The 17,293-nt window shown below is 63.2% G+C and carries 12 protein-coding genes; 5 read left to right on the top strand and 7 right to left on the bottom strand.

Annotated features, from left to right (window positions below; genetic code table 11):
• Positions 1 to 307: 307 nt before the first annotated feature.
• Complete coding sequence (locus VEK15_02170) at positions 308 to 502, bottom strand: hypothetical protein (GenBank protein HXV59471.1); 195 nt, start codon at positions 500 to 502, stop codon at positions 308 to 310.
• 356 nt (positions 503 to 858) lie between these two features.
• On the opposite strand from VEK15_02170, the gene VEK15_02165 reads away from it, so the two are divergent.
• From VEK15_02165 to VEK15_02155, 3 genes are all read left to right on the top strand, one after another.
• On the top strand, positions 859 to 3,573 hold the full coding sequence (locus VEK15_02165) for a glucosidase (GenBank protein HXV59470.1): 2,715 nt from the start codon (positions 859 to 861) through the stop codon (positions 3,571 to 3,573).
• 17 nt (positions 3,574 to 3,590) lie between these two features.
• Complete coding sequence (locus tag VEK15_02160) at positions 3,591 to 5,084, top strand: alpha-amylase family glycosyl hydrolase (GenBank protein HXV59469.1); 1,494 nt, start codon at positions 3,591 to 3,593, stop codon at positions 5,082 to 5,084.
• A gap of 113 nt (positions 5,085 to 5,197) precedes the next feature.
• Positions 5,198 to 6,355 (top strand): hypothetical protein, encoded by a 1,158-nt coding sequence (locus tag VEK15_02155; protein HXV59468.1) that lies wholly within the window; start codon positions 5,198 to 5,200, stop codon positions 6,353 to 6,355.
• A gap of 32 nt (positions 6,356 to 6,387) precedes the next feature.
• Here the strand turns inward: VEK15_02155 and VEK15_02150 are convergent, their stop codons facing one another.
• The gene (locus VEK15_02150) at positions 6,388 to 6,888 is read right to left on the bottom strand and encodes a DUF1579 domain-containing protein (protein HXV59467.1); all 501 of its coding nucleotides are present in this window, start codon (positions 6,886 to 6,888) and stop codon (positions 6,388 to 6,390) included.
• Positions 6,889 to 7,025: 137 nt separating this feature from the next.
• Here VEK15_02150 and VEK15_02145 point away from each other — a divergent pair, with 137 nt between their 5' ends.
• Entirely contained in the window at positions 7,026 to 9,692 is a 2,667-nt protein-coding gene (locus VEK15_02145; protein HXV59466.1) for a protein kinase, read from the top strand.
• A 263-nt stretch (positions 9,693 to 9,955) separates the two neighbouring features.
• Here VEK15_02145 and VEK15_02140 read toward each other — a convergent pair whose 3' ends face one another.
• The 3 genes from VEK15_02140 to VEK15_02130 all read right to left on the bottom strand — a co-directional run bounded on the left by VEK15_02140 (position 9,956) and on the right by VEK15_02130 (position 12,950).
• Positions 9,956 to 10,195 carry a type II toxin-antitoxin system Phd/YefM family antitoxin gene (locus tag VEK15_02140; protein HXV59465.1) on the bottom strand — a complete coding sequence of 80 codons (240 nt, stop codon included), beginning with the start codon at positions 10,193 to 10,195 and terminating at the stop codon, positions 9,956 to 9,958.
• Positions 10,173 to 10,466, bottom strand: coding sequence for an addiction module toxin RelE (locus VEK15_02135; protein ID HXV59464.1), 294 nt, complete (start codon positions 10,464 to 10,466; stop codon positions 10,173 to 10,175). The genes VEK15_02140 and VEK15_02135 overlap by 23 nt, the downstream gene beginning before the upstream one ends.
• 312 nt (positions 10,467 to 10,778) lie before the next feature.
• On the bottom strand, positions 10,779 to 12,950 hold the full coding sequence (locus tag VEK15_02130) for a PQQ-binding-like beta-propeller repeat protein (protein ID HXV59463.1): 2,172 nt from the start codon (positions 12,948 to 12,950) through the stop codon (positions 10,779 to 10,781).
• Between the two features lie 102 nt (positions 12,951 to 13,052).
• On the opposite strand from VEK15_02130, the gene VEK15_02125 reads away from it, so the two are divergent.
• Positions 13,053 to 14,792, top strand: a complete 1,740-nt coding sequence (locus VEK15_02125; protein HXV59462.1) for an amidohydrolase family protein — start codon at positions 13,053 to 13,055, stop codon at positions 14,790 to 14,792.
• 34 nt (positions 14,793 to 14,826) lie between these two features.
• Here the strand turns inward: VEK15_02125 and VEK15_02120 are convergent, their stop codons facing one another.
• Both VEK15_02120 and VEK15_02115 read right to left on the bottom strand, forming a co-directional pair.
• On the bottom strand, positions 14,827 to 15,327 hold the full coding sequence (locus VEK15_02120; GenBank protein HXV59461.1) for a hypothetical protein: 501 nt from the start codon (positions 15,325 to 15,327) through the stop codon (positions 14,827 to 14,829).
• Positions 15,328 to 15,588: 261 nt separating this feature from the next.
• Positions 15,589 to 16,965 (bottom strand): serine/threonine-protein kinase, encoded by a 1,377-nt coding sequence (locus VEK15_02115; protein ID HXV59460.1) that lies wholly within the window; start codon positions 16,963 to 16,965, stop codon positions 15,589 to 15,591.
• Between the last annotated feature and the right edge of the window lie 328 nt (positions 16,966 to 17,293).

Raw genomic sequence — 17,293 nt, 5'->3', positions numbered from 1 at the left:
GAGGATGGTGCCGCCGCGCAGGAGGATGTCGTAGCTATCCGGTTGCGCCTGGAGCGAGGCTCCCAGGGCTGACGCGGCGATGAAGACGAAGAGGTTCTGCCGCCCCATGATGGGCATTCTACAAAGCCGGCCGCGGCTCCGTGAAGGCATCCATGCCGCCTCGGGTGCGTTGACGAAAGCGGACTGCCGCCCGGTCCGGGAGCAGGTCGGGGAGCATCTAGAGGAGCGTGGTTGCCACCGAGGTGAGCCCGTCGCAAGGAGTTCTCGTCACGGAAACATCACCTCGGCGACGCCCCCGAAGCCACGCTCAGATCGTGCAGCTCATGTCGGCGCCGCAGCACTGCGGCGATTTGATCTTGCCATGCCCCTCGGGGCACTTGGCGATGTCGACTTTCTTGCCGGCTTCGAGGGTCAGCGTATCGTGGACGAGCTCCGCCCCACATTTGCCACAGGTCATGGTGCCGACGCTCATCCCGCACTTCTCACACGTGTACATTGCCATCTTCCAAGTTCTCCTCAAGAAAGAGTACGTTGGAGCAGATCCTGTCACAATCCGCGTGGGTTGTCATACTCGCGGCTCTGGAGACGACATGCGTGGTCGCTGTCTTTGAGCGCACGACGCCGACTTGAAAACGGAGCTCTTCTCGAGACGGTCCCGGATCGTTTCTCCGCGCGCTCGAAAACCAGGTGGATATGCCAGTAAATTCTTCTGCTCCATCCCCGTAGTTTTTCGAGTTCCCCTGTACCGAGCGCATCCCATAATCTCGTTCGCGCGCGAGCCGACGCCTGGAGACCTGGAGCGCATCGAAGAGACGCTCGCGATCGCAGGCTGAGAGGAGACGAACCATGGCGAACGGCATGAACGGCGCCGAGCTCAAACGACTTGGCGAGGCACGCCAAAAAGATGTTCCCTGGCGGAAGTGGGGGCCCTACCTCAGCGAACGGCAATGGGGCACGGTCCGCGAAGACTACAGCGACAACGGTGATGCCTGGAGCTACTTTGGCTACGATCAGGCGCGCTCCCGCGCCTACCACTGGGGTGAAGACGGGCTGGCCGGTCTCTCCGACGAGAAGCAGCGGCTGTGTTTCGCCGTCGCTCTGTGGAACGGCGCGGATCCGATCCTCAAGGAACGCCTCTTCGGTTTGACCAATGCCGAGGGCAATCATGGCGAGGACGTGAAGGAGTACTACTACTACCTCGACTCGACGCCCACCCACTCTTACATGAAGTGGCTCTACAAGTACCCCCATCGCGCCTACCCGTACGAGGACCTGGTGAATACGAACCGGGGCCGCTCGCGCGCCGAGCTCGAGTACGAGCTCATCGACACCGGCATCTTCGAAGACGATCGCTACTTCGACGTCTTCGTGGAGTACGCGAAGGCCGGGCCCGAGGACGTGCTCGTCCGGATCACCGCGCAAAATCGGGGACCGGAAGCGGCGACGATCCATATTCTCCCCACCCTTTGGTTCCGGAACACGTGGATGTGGTGGCCGGATCCGCCGAAGCCCTCTCTTCGGGTGGACGAGGCGCGAAAGGGATCCCGGGTGGTCGTCGCCTCCCACGCCGAGCTCGGAGAGCGATGGCTTTACGTGGATGGGGAAGTCCCTCTGCTGTTCACCGAGAACGAGACCAACAATCGGCGCCTCTTCGGTGGGGAGAACTCCGGGCCCTACGTCAAGGATGGGATCAACGACTATGTCGTTCTTGGAAATGCCGACGCGGTCAACCCGAAGTCCGGCACCAAGGTGGCCGCACACCACCGGCTCGAGGTGAAGGCGGGAGGGCAGGCCGTGCTGCGGCTCCGTCTGAGCGACGTCCCTCCAACGTCTTCGAAGGATCCGTTCTCGCGGTTCGACGAAACGTTCGATGCCCGTCGGGGGGAAGCCGATGATTTCTATGGTGCGTTGACCCCGAAGGCAGCCACGGAGGACGAAGCGAGGGTGATGCGGCAGGCGCTTTCCGGAATGCTGTGGACTAAGCAGTACTATTTCCTCGACGCCGACAAGTGGCTCGAAGAACACGGAGTCGAGCCTTTCGCTACTTCGAGTACGGTGCGCAACCGCGCATGGGACCACATGGTCAACGACGACGTCATCTCCATGCCCGACAAGTGGGAGTACCCCTGGTACGCGGCGTGGGACCTCGCGTTCCACACCGTGGCCCTGGCCACCGTCGACGTGGATTTCGCCAAGCAGCAGCTCGACCTGATGCTGCGGCCGAGGTATCTCCACCCGAGCGGCCAGATTCCCGCCTACGAGTGGAATTTCAGCGACGTGAACCCGCCGGTGCATCCCTGGGCGTCGCTGTTCCTCTACCGGACGGAGCAAGCCCGGCAGGGCGAAGGCGACGTTCGGTTCCTCAAACGTGCCTTCGGAAGGCTCCTCGCGAACTTCACCTGGTGGGTGAACCGTAAGGACCGTTTCGGCAAGAACGTCTTCGAGGGAGGCTTCCTCGGCCTCGACAACATCGGGGTCTTCGATCGCTCGGCCCCGCTTCCGACCGGGGGCCATCTCGAGCAAGCGGACGGCACGGCCTGGATGGCGCTCTTCAGCCAGAACATGCTTGAGATGGCGATCGAGATCGCCGCCGTCGACGAGACTTACGGGGACCTCGCCGCGAAGTTCGTCGACCACATCCTGTGGATCGGTCACGCGATGAACCGGGTGGGCGCGGAAGGCATGTGGGACGAGGAGGACGGCTTCTACTACGACGTGCTTCGCCTTCCCGACGGGAGTGCGCAGCGGCTCAAAGTGCGATCGATGGTGGGCCTTCTCCCGCTCTGCGCCGCGACCGTCATCGAGCCCTGGCAGCGCGAACGGGTACCTTCGGTCACGGCCGCCCTCACCGAACGGGCCCGCCGCCGCCCGGAGCTCCTGGCAAGCCTCCATCCCACCGGACCGGGCCACCGGGGCCACGCCGACCGCGGCATGATCGCCCTCGTCAATCCCGATAAGCTGCGCCGGATTCTCGGGCGCATGCTGGACGAGAACGAGTTCCTGAGTCCCTACGGGATCCGGGCGCTCTCGCGTTACCATCTCGAGCACCCCTTCGTCTTCCAGGTAGACGGCGGTGAGTACCGCGTCTCATACCTTCCCGGGGACTCCGACTCGGGAATGTTCGGCGGCAACTCCAATTGGCGCGGTCCGGTCTGGATGCCGGTGAACGCGCTGCTCATCCGGGCGCTCTTGAATTTCTACGCCTACCACGGTGACGCTTTCCAGGTGGAGTGCCCGACGGGCTCGGGGCGGCAGATGAATCTTTTCGAGGTCGCCCGGGAGATCGCAAACCGCCTGACGCGGATCTTCCTGCGCGACGCGAACGGGCGCCGGCCGGTCTTCGGGGGAGCCGAGAAGTTCCAGACCGATCCGAACTTTCGGGACCATCTTCTGTTCTATGAGTACTTCCACGGTGACAACGGAGCTGGCGTCGGGGCGAGCCACCAGACGGGTTGGACCGGGCTCGTGGCGACTCTCGTGGAGCTCTTCGGAACCCTGGACGGGCCACGGTTTCTCGAGGTGGGGAAGGAGGCGGCATTCGAGCGGAAGGCGCGACCGCGCCTCAACCGTTGACGGGCCCGTCTCCACACATGGGACTTACTCGATATCCTTCGCTACTGCAAATCAACACGCGCGTGCGGCTTTCCGAGCTCTCGAACGATCTGGGTCGCCCGGCTACGCTCGACGACGTGTCGGACAACGAGTTGGACCAGATGGCCGCCGATGGCTTCTGCTTGGTCTGGTTCCTCGGAGTCTGGCAGACGGGTGATGCGGCGCGGCGCGTCTCCCGGTCCAAGGCGGAATGGCTCGACGAGTATCGGCGGGTCCTCGGCGACCTTCGCGAGGAAGACGTCACCGGTTCCTGCTTCGCCGTACGCGACTACCGGGTCCACGAGGACTTCGGCGGTGACGATGCTCTCGCACGCCTGCGGGAGCGGCTCCGGAGCCGCGGTCTCCGTCTGATCCTCGACTTCGTCCCCAACCACATGGCACCGGACCACGCCTGGGTCGTGCAGCACCCCGAGTACTTCGTACCGGGGACCGAAGAGCAGATGGCCGGAAAACCACAGAACTGGGGCCGCGCTGGCGAGCGGATCCTCGCATACGGCCGCGACCCGTATTTCGACGGCTGGCCCGACACGTTCCAGTTGAACTATGGCAGTCCGGAGCTTCAGGACGCGATGCTGGGCGAGCTATCTCGGATCTCCCGGCAATGCGACGGAGTGCGTTGCGATATGGCGATGCTCGTCCTTCCCGAAGTCTTCGAGAGAACCTGGGGCATCCTGGCCCGGCCGTTCTGGCCGTGGGCAACCGCCGCCATTCGCAAGGAAATTCCGGGCTTTCTCTTCCTCGCCGAGGTCTACTGGGATCTCGAGTGGACACTCCAACAGCAGGGATTCGACTACACGTACGACAAGACGCTCTACGACCGCCTCGAGCGTGGCGGCGCACGAGAGGTCCGGGAACACTTCCACGCGGGTCTCGACTACCAGGACCATCTCGTGCGCTTCCTCGAGAACCACGACGAGCCCCGGGCGGCGGCGACCTTTCCGGAGCACGACGTGCATCGAGCGGCGGCGGTTCTCACGTTCTTCTCGCCGGGGCTCCGTTTCTTTCACCAGGGACAGCGCGAAGGGAGGAAGGTTCGCATTCCGGTTCACCTCGGGCGCGGAACTTCGGAGCCGGTCGACGAGGCGATCCGTGATTTCTACGCCCAGCTTCTTCGCTGCCTGCGCGATCCGGCCTTTCACGAGGGGAGCTGGCAGCTACTCGAGTGCCGTCCGGCGTGGGACGGGAACGCTTCCTGGTACGCTTTCATCGCGTTCTCCTGGCGTGGACCCGGGCCCCGCCGTCGTCTCGTCGCCGTCAACTATGCCCCGCATCGAAGCCAGTGCTACCTCGATATTCCGTGGAACGATCTGAAGGGCTGGAGCTGGCGGCTCGCCGACCGGATGGGCGACGACGTCTACGACCGGGCCGGAGACGAGCTTCAGGAACGCGGCCTCTACCTCGACATGCCGGCTTGGGGGAGTCACGTATTCGCCATGGAGCCGCTCGACGACACCGGCGGGCCCGACGCATAAACGTCCACGACCTGGCCTTCGGAGGTCGCTCGGCTATCGCGCTACCAATCTGATAGGCTTCGTCGTCGCTCGGGGCGATTCGGGCCTGAAGCGAGTTGCAAGGAGGAAACGAGATGCGGCCACGCGAAAAGACCTGGTTGTTCCTGGCGATGGGCCTCGGCTTTCTCGCGGGCGCCTGTGCGCCCGGCTCCGAGCCGGAGGGAACAGCGGCAGGCGCGGCGGACGTGGACGCGACTCGCTCGACGAGCCCCGGCGTTCCGTCCTTCGAGTTCGATCCGAGCTGGCCGCAGGCGATGCCCGATCAGTGGATCATCGGCTCGGTGACGGGTGTGTTCGTCGACGCGAACGACCACGTATGGGTAACCCAGCTTCCCGAGACGCTGACTGACGAGGAGATCGCGGCGGCGCAAGAGCCTCCTCTGGCCACGTGCTGTGTGCCCGCTCCGACCGTGATCGAGCTCGATGCGCGGGGCAAAGTCGTTCAAGGCTGGGGCGACACGTCCCAGGACGTCTCCATCTACCCGCGGAATCCGCACGGCATCTTCGTCGATCACAACGACTTCGTCTGGATCGGCACTTTCCGTCACCATCGAGTCATGAAGTTCACGCGGAGCGGCGAGCACGTCATGACCATCGGAGAATATGACGAGAACGCCGGAAGCAACGACAAGGAGCTTCTCGGCGGGCCGGCGGGCATCTGGGTCGACCCGACGACGAACGAAGCCTTCATCGCTGATGGCTATCGAAACCGGCGCGTCGTCGTGTTCAACGGTGAGACCGGGGAGTACCTCCGTCACTGGGGTGCCTACGGCGAGCCCCCTGTCGACGATTACGAGTTCGACTACGCGGCGCGCGGTGCGGACGACGAACCGCCACGGCAATTCTCGACCGTGCACGGCCTCACCGGCTCGTCCGACGGCATGATTTATGTGGCCGACCGGCGCGGCAATCGCATTCAAGCCTTCCGCCAGGGCGGTGAGTTCGTCATGGAGCGCACCATCGAGCCCACGACGCGTCTGTCCGGCTCCGCTTTCGTCATCGTGCTCTCTCCCGATCCAGAAGAGCAGTGGCTCTACCTCGCCGATGGCACGAATCACAAGGTCTGGATCCTCCAACGCGAGAGCCTCGAAGTCGTGGGATCGTTCGGTCAGGGCGGCCACTTCGCCGGCCAGTTTCTGCGGCCCCACGGAATGAGCGTCGACTCGCACGGAAACCTCTACGTGGGCGAGGCCTCGACCGGCCGCCGCGTGCAGAAGTTCAGCCTGCGCTGACGCTGCTGCAGGGGGAGAACGACGACGTCACTTCATGGGATCCGAGTGAACGTCATGATCCAGTTGGTCTCCCATTCTCTGGTGCCCTCGTCGAGATAGGCCTGCTCCCAGGTCGCCGAAGTGCTGGTGATGTCTTTCCAGAGAAAACGCATCTTGACTGCCCGTCCCCGGTAAACCTCTTCGCCAAAGAATTCCCCTCGGCCGTTCTCGAATCGGCCTTCGACCTGAAATCGGAGCTCCGGGTTGCGACTGTCGACCCACCAGATCGCCCAACGTTCCGTCCTCGGGTCGTAGAGGCGGATGCTGTTGCCCTCGAACGGGCCGTTCCAATCCGCGGTGAAGCGATCCACGTTTCCCAGCCCGTTGGCGATCGGCCGCACTTCGTCGAGAACGGCCTCGAACTCCGTCCATTCTTCGGCGCCGACGAGCCGCTCGATGAGGACGCGGTTGTGGACCTGCCAGCGTTTCCCGAGCAGAAAATCGAAATCCCCTGGGCCAGCAGTAAACGTCAGAACCGTCAATATGAGCATCATCTCGCCTTCATCGTTCGCCTCTAAATGCGTCGAAACGCCTCCGTCGTCAAGGTCCAATCGGCCGTTGTCATTGGGTGCCATTTGAACGGCGCGCGGGGCCGTGCCATGCGTCGAGGCCATCAAGCGGTTTACTCGGATTGAACCCCGCTTTGTTTCCCACCTACAATTCGCCCGACCAGCAGGTAGACATGATTGGCCGGACGCTCTCCCACTACAAGATTCTGGAGAAGCTTGGCTCCGGTGGCATGGGCGACGTCTATCTGGCTGAGGACACCCAGTTGGATCGCAAGGTTGCTTTCAAGATCCTCCCTCCAGAAATGGCGGAGGACGAGAAGCTGAGAGAACGCTTCAAGCGGGAAGCCAAGGCCATCGCTGCACTGGACCATCCGAACATCGTTCAAGTTTTTTCAGTCGAGGAAGCCGAGGGCATCCACTTCATCACGATGCAGCTCGTTCAAGGCGAGACCTTGAAGACGCTACTTCCCAAGGACGGGTTGCCCCTGAGCAAGTTCTTCGACATCGCGATTCCGCTTGCCGACGCCGTGGCTGCCGCGCACCAGGAGGGCATCACCCACCGGGACCTCAAGCCTGACAATTTGATGGTGAGCGAAGACGGTCGAGTGAAGGTGCTCGATTTCGGACTGGCGAAGCCGACCGGAGGAGTCTCTGGGGCGGGCTCGGTGAGCGAGCTTCGCACGGCGGCGAGAACGGAAGTGGGAGTGATCGTCGGAACCCTGAATTACATGTCTCCCGAGCAGGCGCAGGGAAAATCCATGGATGCCCGCTCGGACATCTTCTCCCTCGGCATCGTTCTTTACGAGATGCTGACCGGACGTCGTCCTTTCGGGGGCGAGACGTCGGCGGAGGTCCTGTCTTCCATCATCAAAGACGCGCCGCCTCCGGTGACGACGACAAAGAGGGAGGTGCCGCGAGAGCTCGCGCGTCTCATCCAGCGCTGTTTGGTCAAAGAGCCTGGCCGCCGCCTCCAATCCGCCCTCGATCTGCGAAACGAGCTCGAGGAGCTCAAGAAGGACCGGGACCTGGGAAGGCACAGGACGCCTGCTTCGACTTGGATAATGCGGGGCGCGGCCGTTGCCGGGTTGTTGGCTGTTGTGGCGTTCCTTTGGAACCTGGTTCCGGGAGAAAGGATCCCTCGTTTCGTCAACGCCGTCCAGGTGACCTCGGCAGTGGGTGTCGAGGAGTACCCCGCGTGGTCACCCGACGCCCAAATACTCGCGTATCAATCGAATCAGAGCGGCAACTGGGATATCTGGGTGGCACCGATTGGGGGAGAGCCGCTGAACCGGACGGGAGATTACGAAGGCGATGATCGACTTCCCTCCTGGTCGCCGGACGGGAGTCGCATCGCGTTCCTCTCCGCGAGAGATGGCGGGGGCGTTTACGAAATGTCGGCCCTGGCGGGAACGCCCCGGAAGGTCTCGAGTGTTAACGCGCTCTACACGAGTCGTCCCCAGTGGTCGGCGGACGGGGACGAGCTGAGCTATTCCGGTATCGAGATCCTCGACGCCGACGAGCCCGTTTTCGTCGAGATCGTGTCCCTTCGCGGGGATGAGTCCCGCCGGATTCCATTGCCGGAGCTCCCAAACCTGGTATGGGACTTGAGCTGGTCTCCTGACGGACGATTCCTCGCCTTTGTTGATGCAGGAGGGAGCACCGAAACGGCCGAAGTTACTCGACTCGGGGTTCTCCGCCTCAGCGATGGAGAAGTCCTTTTCCGCACGGACGGCCGTACCAACGACCGGAGCCCCAATTGGTCGTCCGACGGAAGGACTCTCTACTTCGTTTCCAATCGCGGGGGCGCGATGGACCTCTGGGCGCAGCCTCTCGCCGAGGATCGAACCGCGATCGATCCGCCGGCGCCTCTGACGACAGGAATGGGTTTTCGAAACGTGCAGCTTTCTCCCGACGAAATCCGGTTGGCCTATTCCAAGGGACGCCCTGTTTCCAACGCCTTTCGGATCTCCTTATCGGCCGAGCGTCCCGTCACCTGGGCTGACGCCGAACAGCTGAGCTTCGACCAGGCCTTTGTCGAGTTCCTCGACATCTCCCAGGACGGCGATCGCCTGCTCGTCAGCTCCGACCGCGCCGGCAATCCGGATCTATGGCTCATGTTTCTCCAGACGGGCGAGCTGAGGCAGCTGACCACGGATATTGCACCGGATTGGAATCCCCGTTGGTCACCAGACGAAAGGGATATCGCCTTCTACAGCCATCGAAGCGGGAATCGGGACATCTGGATCATGCCAGCGAGCGGCGGTTCGAGTCGCCAGCTCACAAGAAACGACGACGAGGATTGGCTTCTTTCCTGGTCGCACGACGGAACGAAAGTCGCCTACCTTTCCAGTCGCGGCATGAAGCCCTGGGTGGTTCCCGCCGACGGTGGCGAGCCCCGACAGTTAAGGGAGTACGCCGTTGATTTCGCGCTCGAGTGGTCGCCGGATGGCAAATGGCTGGCGTTCGTCGGCGAGGCCGATCTAGGGCCTTACGTGTGGCGTGTGCCCGTCGAGGGCGGAGAGCCGGAGAGGCTCACCAAAGGACAGGTTCGGACGTTCCGGTGGGCACGGGATGGCAAGAAGATTTACTATCTCGGCCGAGGTGACCGGGCGGGGACCATCTGGGAGCTCTCTCTCGAGGACGGCTCGGAGCATCCCCTGACCGACTTCGTTGGACGGCGCGGTTCTCTGGGTGGGCTCGGCCTCTCGACCGACGGTCGGGACCTCTATTTCACCTGGGAAGAGGACCTGGGTGACATATGGGTCATGGACGTGACCGATGAGCGCTAGTCGGCCGTTGTCGAGCCACGCAACACCGTATGTCGGCGGGTGGAGTATCGTCCGGTCTCCTCGCGCGAATGCACGAGATGTCGGTGCGTCTGCCAACTGTTCTCTCTTTACGAGCCGGATGCGTGGCAGTGACAGGCTTGGAGCAAACAGAGGTCAAAGGCGCCTCAGATCCCTTGACCCTGGCAATCGATCTGCGGAGCATCATTAGCCGAAACCAAAGGTGCTCCGCCATCACCGGCGGGCCAGTTGGGCCAACGACACCACTAAATCCTCTTTCGTGCTTCCTTCGCGGAAATCGTAGGCTCTTTGAGGCGCTTCTCGAGCAGCTTGCGAAACCTCGGGTTGTACTCGATTAGGTGATCAATGAGATCGTCGTCCTCCCCCAGGGGAACCAGTTGGAACGCAGGCACTCCGTTCACCGTCACAATGATGGGCTCCTCGCGACACCGACGAGCGTAATGGCTCAAGTTCGCTTTGGCCTCACTCAATGGAATCACTTTCATGGTGTTCGGCAAACTCCTCTCCCCGAACGAGCAGGGAATCACCCCGTTTCTCGCCAACGAGGATGATCGTGACCTCTTCTCTTTCTTCTCTGACGTTGAACAGAACCCGATACTTGCCTAGCGGCCGGAGCTCTCGCTGGGCGACCGGATTCTTCCGCAGAGTCTTCATGTTTCGGGTATCGGCCAAGGGGTCCAGCGATAGCTTCTGCTCGATTTCTTTCAACAGGAGTCGGCCGTCTTTCTTCCCGAACCAACGCAGATCCTCGATCACCGACTCCTTGAGTTGGACTGCCCACCCCACGTACGGTCAAAATTATACCCATGACCATAATTCTAGTCAAATCGGCTCGGTTGATGAACCGTTTGTGGCAGTGCCGAAGTATAAGAAAACCATCTTTCTCGGCCAGTTCGTGAGGGCCAACCGAGCGAGGAGGGCGGGCGAAACAGCTTGGTCCGGATGCGGACGAACGGAGGGGCGGGTCCTCCGGCCGTCGGCTCGTCACGAGATCGCGTCAGCGAGGACGTCGAGTTGGAGCTCGTCCCGCATCCGCCAGAAGAGGGAGGGCCACGAAGACAGAGGTACTCATCGCTCCGGCAGACGGAAGACATAGAGGGCGTTGTGCCCGTCGGGGCTCACGAGCTCCGGGGTGAGGAAGTCGCCGATCCGCCACGGACTGCCGCCGCCTCGGCCGGTTGGAATGCCGAAGTACTGGACGCCATCGATCTCGAACGTCACCGGGAATCCCTCGACGGTGCTCGCGAGACGCGTCTGCCAAAGTAGCTCGCCGGTGTCGATGTCGTAGGCCTTGACCCAGCGGTCGAAGTCGCCGACGAAGGCGACGCCGCCCGCCGTCGTGAGAACCCCCGTCATGAAAGGTGCCTTCTGCTCGACGCTCCAGACTTCATCGAGCGTGGTGACGTCGTAGGCGGCGAGCTTGCCGAAGAGTCCGTCCTTACCGGGCGACGGCTTCCACATGCGCGACGCTCCGGTTCCACCGCCGCCCTTCTGCATCACGATCTTCCGACCCGCGATGTCCATGCAGCTCTGACTGAGCGGTGCTATGAGCAATCGGTTTGCCGGGTAGAAGGCGGTGGACTGCCAGTTGTGACCGCCGGCCGTCGAGGGGCAGACGGAGAGCCAATCGCCGACTCGAGCTTCCTGGATGTCCTCCCGGTACGTCACCGCACCCGTCCGTGGATCGATGGAGTGGTAGACGTCCTGATAGACGGTCTCCTTGAAGCCGAGGAAAGTCCCGCCGCGGCGATCCAGCTTCCAGAGGATTCCGCTCTTTCCAATCGACAGGTGGAGAGGGCGTCCGTCCACATCGACGAGCACCTGCTCGAAGGCCTCGTCGAAATCGAGCGACTCACCGGGAACGTGCTGCCGGTACCAGACGATGCGGCCATCGGTTACGTCCAGCGCGAGAGTGGAGTTGGCGTAGAGTGTCGCGTCCGCGGTCGTGAGTCCGCGGCTCGCGGCCAACCACGGCTTGGCCTGCGCCGTTCCGAAGTACACGAGGCCAAGCTCGGGATCCCAGCTTCCCGGGATCCAGACGTCGGCGCCGCCCCGGAGCTCCCAGGGCAGATCACCCCAGGTGTCGCCGCCCGGCTCGCCGGGCCGGGCGACGGTATAGGTCCGCCACAGCTCCTTCCCCGTTCGTGCGTCGTGCGCGGTAATGAAGCAGCTCTCCTCGGTAAGGCGCGTGCAGCCGGTCATGCCGGTGATCACCCGGTTCTCCGCCACGATGGGCCCTGACGTGTAGCCGAAGCCGAGGCTTTCGTCGGCGACCTCCGTCTCCCACCGAACCACGCCCGTGCTCGCGTCGAGCGCGACGAGATGCGCATCGATCGTTGCCACGAAGACGAGGTCTTCCCAGATCGCGAGACTTCTCAGGTGCCCCCGTCCGAGGCTCGTGCCTTCGCCGAAGCGGCGGCGGTACTCCCAGAGCAAGGTGCCGTCCGATCCGTCCAGCGCCTGGATGACGTTGGCCTGGTTCGGAAGGAAGACGACTCCGTCCCGCGCGAGAAACGAGGGTTGGCTCGTGCCCGGCTCCATGCCCCAAACCCACGCGAGCTGGAGACGATGCACGTTGTCCCGGGTGATCTGGCTCAGCGGGCTGTAGCCGAGGGCACCGGGAGTACCCCGCCAGTGGAGCCAGTCCCTCGCCGGTGGTTGCGCCAGCTCCTCGGACGAGACCGAAACCGGTCGTCGCGGGGCTCGGTAGGTGCGGGTGATCGACGTCTCGGTCTCGGATATCTCGGCGACCTCGGGGGCGACGTTTCGGGAACCGGGGGTCGGCACCGTCCCGGGGAGGCCCGGTACCGGCGGCCGTGGAGGCTCGAGCTCGGTGTCGGCTGTTCCCGGAAACACGGGTGACGTGTCCGACGAGCTGAGCGGCGTGTCACCCGGAGGCACGCCGTTTTCACGCAGAAGGAAAGCCGTGACCGCGGTCGCGCGCTCGAGACTCAGCGAGCCCGCATCTTCCGGCGGCATCGTGGCGCGAATGACCTCGACGAGATCGATGAGGGGACGACCCTGCCAGTTGATACGGAAGTCCTCGCCCGCGAGCGCCGTTGCCTCGAACGAGCCGGAGAGGTCGGCGAGGTGACAGGCGGCGCACACATTGCCGTAAAGGTCGGCCCCGGCTGCCGCTTGCTCGTTCGTGTAGGCGGGCACGTCCTGGAGTGTCGTGGTCGCTACGACGAACGAGAAAAGCGCCGCGAACATGCTTCTGGTAACCCCGAAGGAGGCCAAGCGATCCTATCGAAAGATCCGGGGAAAGGACAGACGGAACCTCGCCGTTGCCCACCGAAGGACTCGGATGCAAACGGATTCCCGTTCTGTTAGAACGAGCCGATGAAACACTGGCTAATCGTAACGACGATCGTCATCGCGATGGCGGTGCTCGTGCCCGCGATGGGCGCTTCCCAGGAGCTCGACATCCTGATCCGAAATGGGCTCGTCGTCGACGGCACGGGTAATCCCGCGATACGAATGGATATCGGAATCGACGGTGACACGATTGTCGCGATGGGACCGTTGCGCGGGGCGCGAGGGACGCGCACAATCGATGCCTCGGGGCTCTACGTCGTGCCGGGATTCATCGACGTGCACTCGCACGCCGACCGCGCGCTCACTTCGGATCACGTCGAAGCACGCCGCGGCACGAGCCTCGTCCATCAGGGAATCACGACCGTGCTCGGAGGGCCCGACGGCCGTAACGCGGCCTGGCCGCTCGGCGCCGAGTACGCGGCTTACGAGGAAGCGGGGATCTCGATGAACGTCGTTCCGATGGTGGGCCACAACACCGTTCGGCGTGAGGTCATGGGTGACGACTACGAGCGTGAGGCGACGACGGAAGAGGTCGCGCGTATGAAAGAGCTCGTTCGTCAAGGTATGGAGGACGGTGCGTGGGGGCTCTTCGCCGGACTCGAGTACCGGCCGGGCCGCTTCAGCTCACCGGCCGAGGTCCTCGAGCTCGCGAGCGTCGTGGCGGAATACGACGGCTTCTACATCGCCCATCAACGAAGCGAGGCGGCGATGCCGCTTTCGCTTCTGCCGTCCATGCTCGATGGCTGGCCTGTGGACGGCTTGCAGGCCCTCGAGGAGACCATCGAGATAGCGAGACAGACTGGCATTCGGGTCGTCGCGAGCCACATGAAAGCACGCGGCCGCTCGTCGTTCGGTCGCTCCGCCCACGACGTGCTCGTGGTGAAGCGAGCGCGCGCCGAGGGTCTTCAGGTCTATCTCGACGTTTATCCTTATGAGACTTTCGGGGGCGGTCCCCGTCCGATGATTCCACGCTGGTGTCTCGTCGACGACGGCGTCGACACATCGGGGGGGCGCGATGCTCCCATCTATGAGCAGGAGGGCATCTTCGACCGCGCCCGTGAGAATTTGATGCGTCGCTGGCACGAGCCCGAGACCCGAAGGCTCATCGCCCGGGACATCGCCTGGATCGTCGATCACAACGGTGGCGCGGATCGGGTCGTCGTCGTCGACTACCCCGAAGCGAGCTTCAACGGAAAGACGCTTGCCGAGCTGGCACGCGAACGCGGTGAGACCCATCAGGAGGTCGTCGTGCATATGGCGCTCCACGGTTACGAGGACGTGCTGGGCGGCGCTTGGACGCGTGGCTACGGCATCCATGAGCTCGATATCGAGAACTACATTCGCGAGGATTTCACTGCCACCGGCTCCGACGCGGCGGTGAGCGGGGTGGAGGGGGTGGAAGGATTCGAGGGAGGTCCGGGAAGCCACCCCCGTCATTTCGGAGCCTTCGTGCGAAAGATCGCCCGCTACGTAAAGGAGCGTCAGGTCATTACCTTGCCGTTCGCGGTGCGCTCGTCCACGGGACTTCCCGCTCAGATCGTGGGCCTGAAAGACCGAGGGCTGCTGCGAGAAGGTTTCAAAGCGGATGTCGTCATCTTCGACCTCGACGCCCTTCAGGATAATTCCACCGTGCTCGAGCCGGAGCGTTTCAGTGACGGGGTGGAGATCGTCATCAACAACGGCCTGTTCGCCGTCGACGGTGGAAAACCGACCGGCTTTCTTCGAGGTCAGATCATCAAGCGACCAGGGGGCGGGAGCCAATGAGCGAGCCGCGAGTCTGGATGGACGTTATGCGTACCTACGCCCCGGCCTCCGGTGGCAGCGGTAGGGAGAACTTCTCGAGCACCTTCCGAAACCTCGGGTCGTCGTGATACTCCTCGTATTCGGGCCAAAGGTAGGGCTGGAAGGAAACGCCCGACTCGTTGGCCTTCTCGAGTATCTCGAGAAGGCGTTCGCGATCACCGAGACCGAGATGGATCTGAGCGAGCTCGATGGGAGAGGACTTGCCTTCCGCGACGCGTTTTTCCAGCTCGGCGAGCTCCCTCAGCGCTTCGTCGCGCTTGCCGGCGAGCGCCTCGAGGTAGCCGCGGAACCAGAGGACCGGCTCTCCGTAGAGCGACTCGTAACGCGCGAAGTGCTCGAGAGCCGCCTCGAGCTCGCCTTGCTCGGCCTTTGGCGCCGCGAGCAACCAGTGCGACTCCGGAAACGAGGGATCGAGCTCGAGGGCGTGGCGCGCCTCGTCGATTGCCCGACCGTATCGACGATCGCCATAGAGCCACCAACCGAGGTCGCCGTGCATCAAGGGCGACCTCGCTCTGAAGAGCAAGAAGATCGACCATGTCCCGTTCGTACTGTTCCGCCCAGACCTGCTGGTCGTGGGGCGCGTCGATCAGTTTTGCGGAGATCCGGATCCGGTCGCCGGCCTGCACCACCGACCCTTCGACCAGCCACTGCACGCGTAGCTCGGCCGCTATCTCCGGGAGGAGTGTGGAAGTTTTCTGATAGCGCATGGAAGACGTACGCGACGTCACCCGCATTCCATCGATCTGCTGCAGCGCGGTCAATAGGGCCTCGTGCATCGCCGCAGCGAACCACTCCTGACTCTGCCCGGAAGAGAAATCGGCAAACGGCAACACCGCGAGACGGGGAAGCTCTCGAAGGTTCGAGCGGGCGTCCGATCGCTCGAGCTCATCCGCCATGCCCACATGGAGCTCGGTCCGTTCCGAATTACGACCGACGAGCGGTGTGCGAGTCGCACGGGGCGCGGCCCGCTCCGCCAGGTCGTGGAGGGTGGGACCGGCTTTGCGCACCGTACCCTCGAGGACGTAACGCGCTCCGAGCTCTTTACCGACGCGCCGCACGTCATCGGTCTGATCCTCGTAGCGGATGGTCCAGTTACGTGAGATGACGGAGAGGTAGGAGAACTTCGACAGACCCGTCGGACGTCCTCATTCAACCCTTCGGCAAGCGTTTCCAGATCGGGGTCGTCTCCGCGGGGTTTGAACGGCAGCACCGCGACCCAGAACCCCCCGGCCGGTTCCGCTTCGCGAGACTCGCTTCTTGCCGCCGGGCTCGCGGGCGTGGAAGAGGCGTCATCCCTCAAAGACTGAAGTGCGTCATAAAGATCACGTGCGGACTGGAAACGATCTTGCGCGTTCTTCTCGAGACAGCGCGCAACGATCCGGGCCAGACCGTGTGGCAGCTCCGTCCTCGAGTCCATTACGTCCGGTGGTGTATCCCGCAGGATCGAAGAGATGAGCTCGGCCGCGGAAGCTCCTCGAAACGGACGGCAGCCGCACGCCATCTCGTACAAAATGATCCCGAGTGAGAAGATGTCCGTACGCTGGTCGACGCGCTTGCCCTGCACCTGTTCGGGGGACATGTAGGGAACGGTTCCCATCACCAGGCCTTCTCGAGTCTGAGCTTCGGTGACGAGCTCGTCGTCATGAAGATCGTCTTTCGCCAGGCCAAAGACCTTGGCCAGCCCGAAGTCGAGGACCTTCAGCCGTCCTTTCTCGGTCACCATGATGTTCGCGGGCTTCAGGTCCCGATGGGTGATCCCTTTTTCGTGTGCCGCCGAGACCGCATCGACCAAAGGCAGAGCGATCTCGAAGATCTGTTCCAAAGAAACGCCGGCTTCCGGGATCAGAGCGTCGAGCGCTTGACCCTCGACGAGCTCCATCGTGAGGAAATGAATCCCCCCGGCTTCTTCGACGGAGTAAAGGGTGACGATATTGGGGTGATTGAGAGCGGCAACGGCACGCGCCTCGCGAGAAAAGCGTCCAATCCGGTTCGGGTCCGAGGCCATCTCGGCGGGGAGGACTTTCAGGGCCATGTCGCGACCGAGCTTCGTGTCGCGAGCCCGGTAGACCTCGCCCATCCCACCGACGCCGAGAGAGCCGGTGATGCGGTAGTGAGCGAGGAGGGTGCCGATCATCGGCCGGCAAGCTTCTGTCCGCCGGTGCGCGGGGCAAAATCGTAGAGGGCGGTGAACTCGTAGGGTCCTATTCGATCGGCGGGTGTCAGCACCGAGGTTAGACTGTAACAGTAAGTCGGGGCGCGATTGTAGCTTTTTGGCTCTGGTGCGGGCAAATTTGTGGGTTATCGTCGGGAAAGGCTGACCGGAGCTCGCATGACGTGGCCGGCCCTAACCTTCTATCAACCTAAATCAACGCATTCGCGCCGCGTTGCCCGAGGCACGAAAGGCGAGGGCGCGCAGCCCTTCCGCCTCTCGCTTCGTGAACCGCGCCCAACTTCCGTCGCCG

This window comes from Vicinamibacteria bacterium (genome assembly GCA_035620555.1).
Taxonomy (GTDB): Bacteria; Acidobacteriota; Vicinamibacteria; order Marinacidobacterales; family SMYC01; genus DASPGQ01.
This window is presented reverse-complemented; position numbering and strand designations above follow the sequence as displayed.

What these genes read in the sequence shown, in the direction of transcription:
- VEK15_02170 (HXV59471.1), bottom strand. Translation starts at nt 502, where the DNA reads ATGGCAATGTACACGTGTGAGAAGTGCGGGATGAGCGTCGGCACCATG.
- VEK15_02120 (HXV59461.1), bottom strand. Translation starts at nt 15,327, where the DNA reads ATGCACGGCGACCTCGGTTGGTGGCTCTATGGCGATCGTCGATACGGT.
- VEK15_02160 (HXV59469.1), top strand. Translation starts at nt 3,591, where the DNA reads ATGGGACTTACTCGATATCCTTCGCTACTGCAAATCAACACGCGCGTG.
- VEK15_02115 (HXV59460.1), bottom strand. Translation starts at nt 16,965, where the DNA reads ATGATCGGCACCCTCCTCGCTCACTACCGCATCACCGGCTCTCTCGGC.
- VEK15_02150 (HXV59467.1), bottom strand. Translation starts at nt 6,888, where the DNA reads ATGATGCTCATATTGACGGTTCTGACGTTTACTGCTGGCCCAGGGGAT.
- VEK15_02140 (HXV59465.1), bottom strand. Translation starts at nt 10,195, where the DNA reads ATGAAAGTGATTCCATTGAGTGAGGCCAAAGCGAACTTGAGCCATTAC.
- VEK15_02155 (HXV59468.1), top strand. Translation starts at nt 5,198, where the DNA reads ATGCGGCCACGCGAAAAGACCTGGTTGTTCCTGGCGATGGGCCTCGGC.
- VEK15_02165 (HXV59470.1), top strand. Translation starts at nt 859, where the DNA reads ATGAACGGCGCCGAGCTCAAACGACTTGGCGAGGCACGCCAAAAAGAT.
- VEK15_02125 (HXV59462.1), top strand. Translation starts at nt 13,053, where the DNA reads ATGAAACACTGGCTAATCGTAACGACGATCGTCATCGCGATGGCGGTG.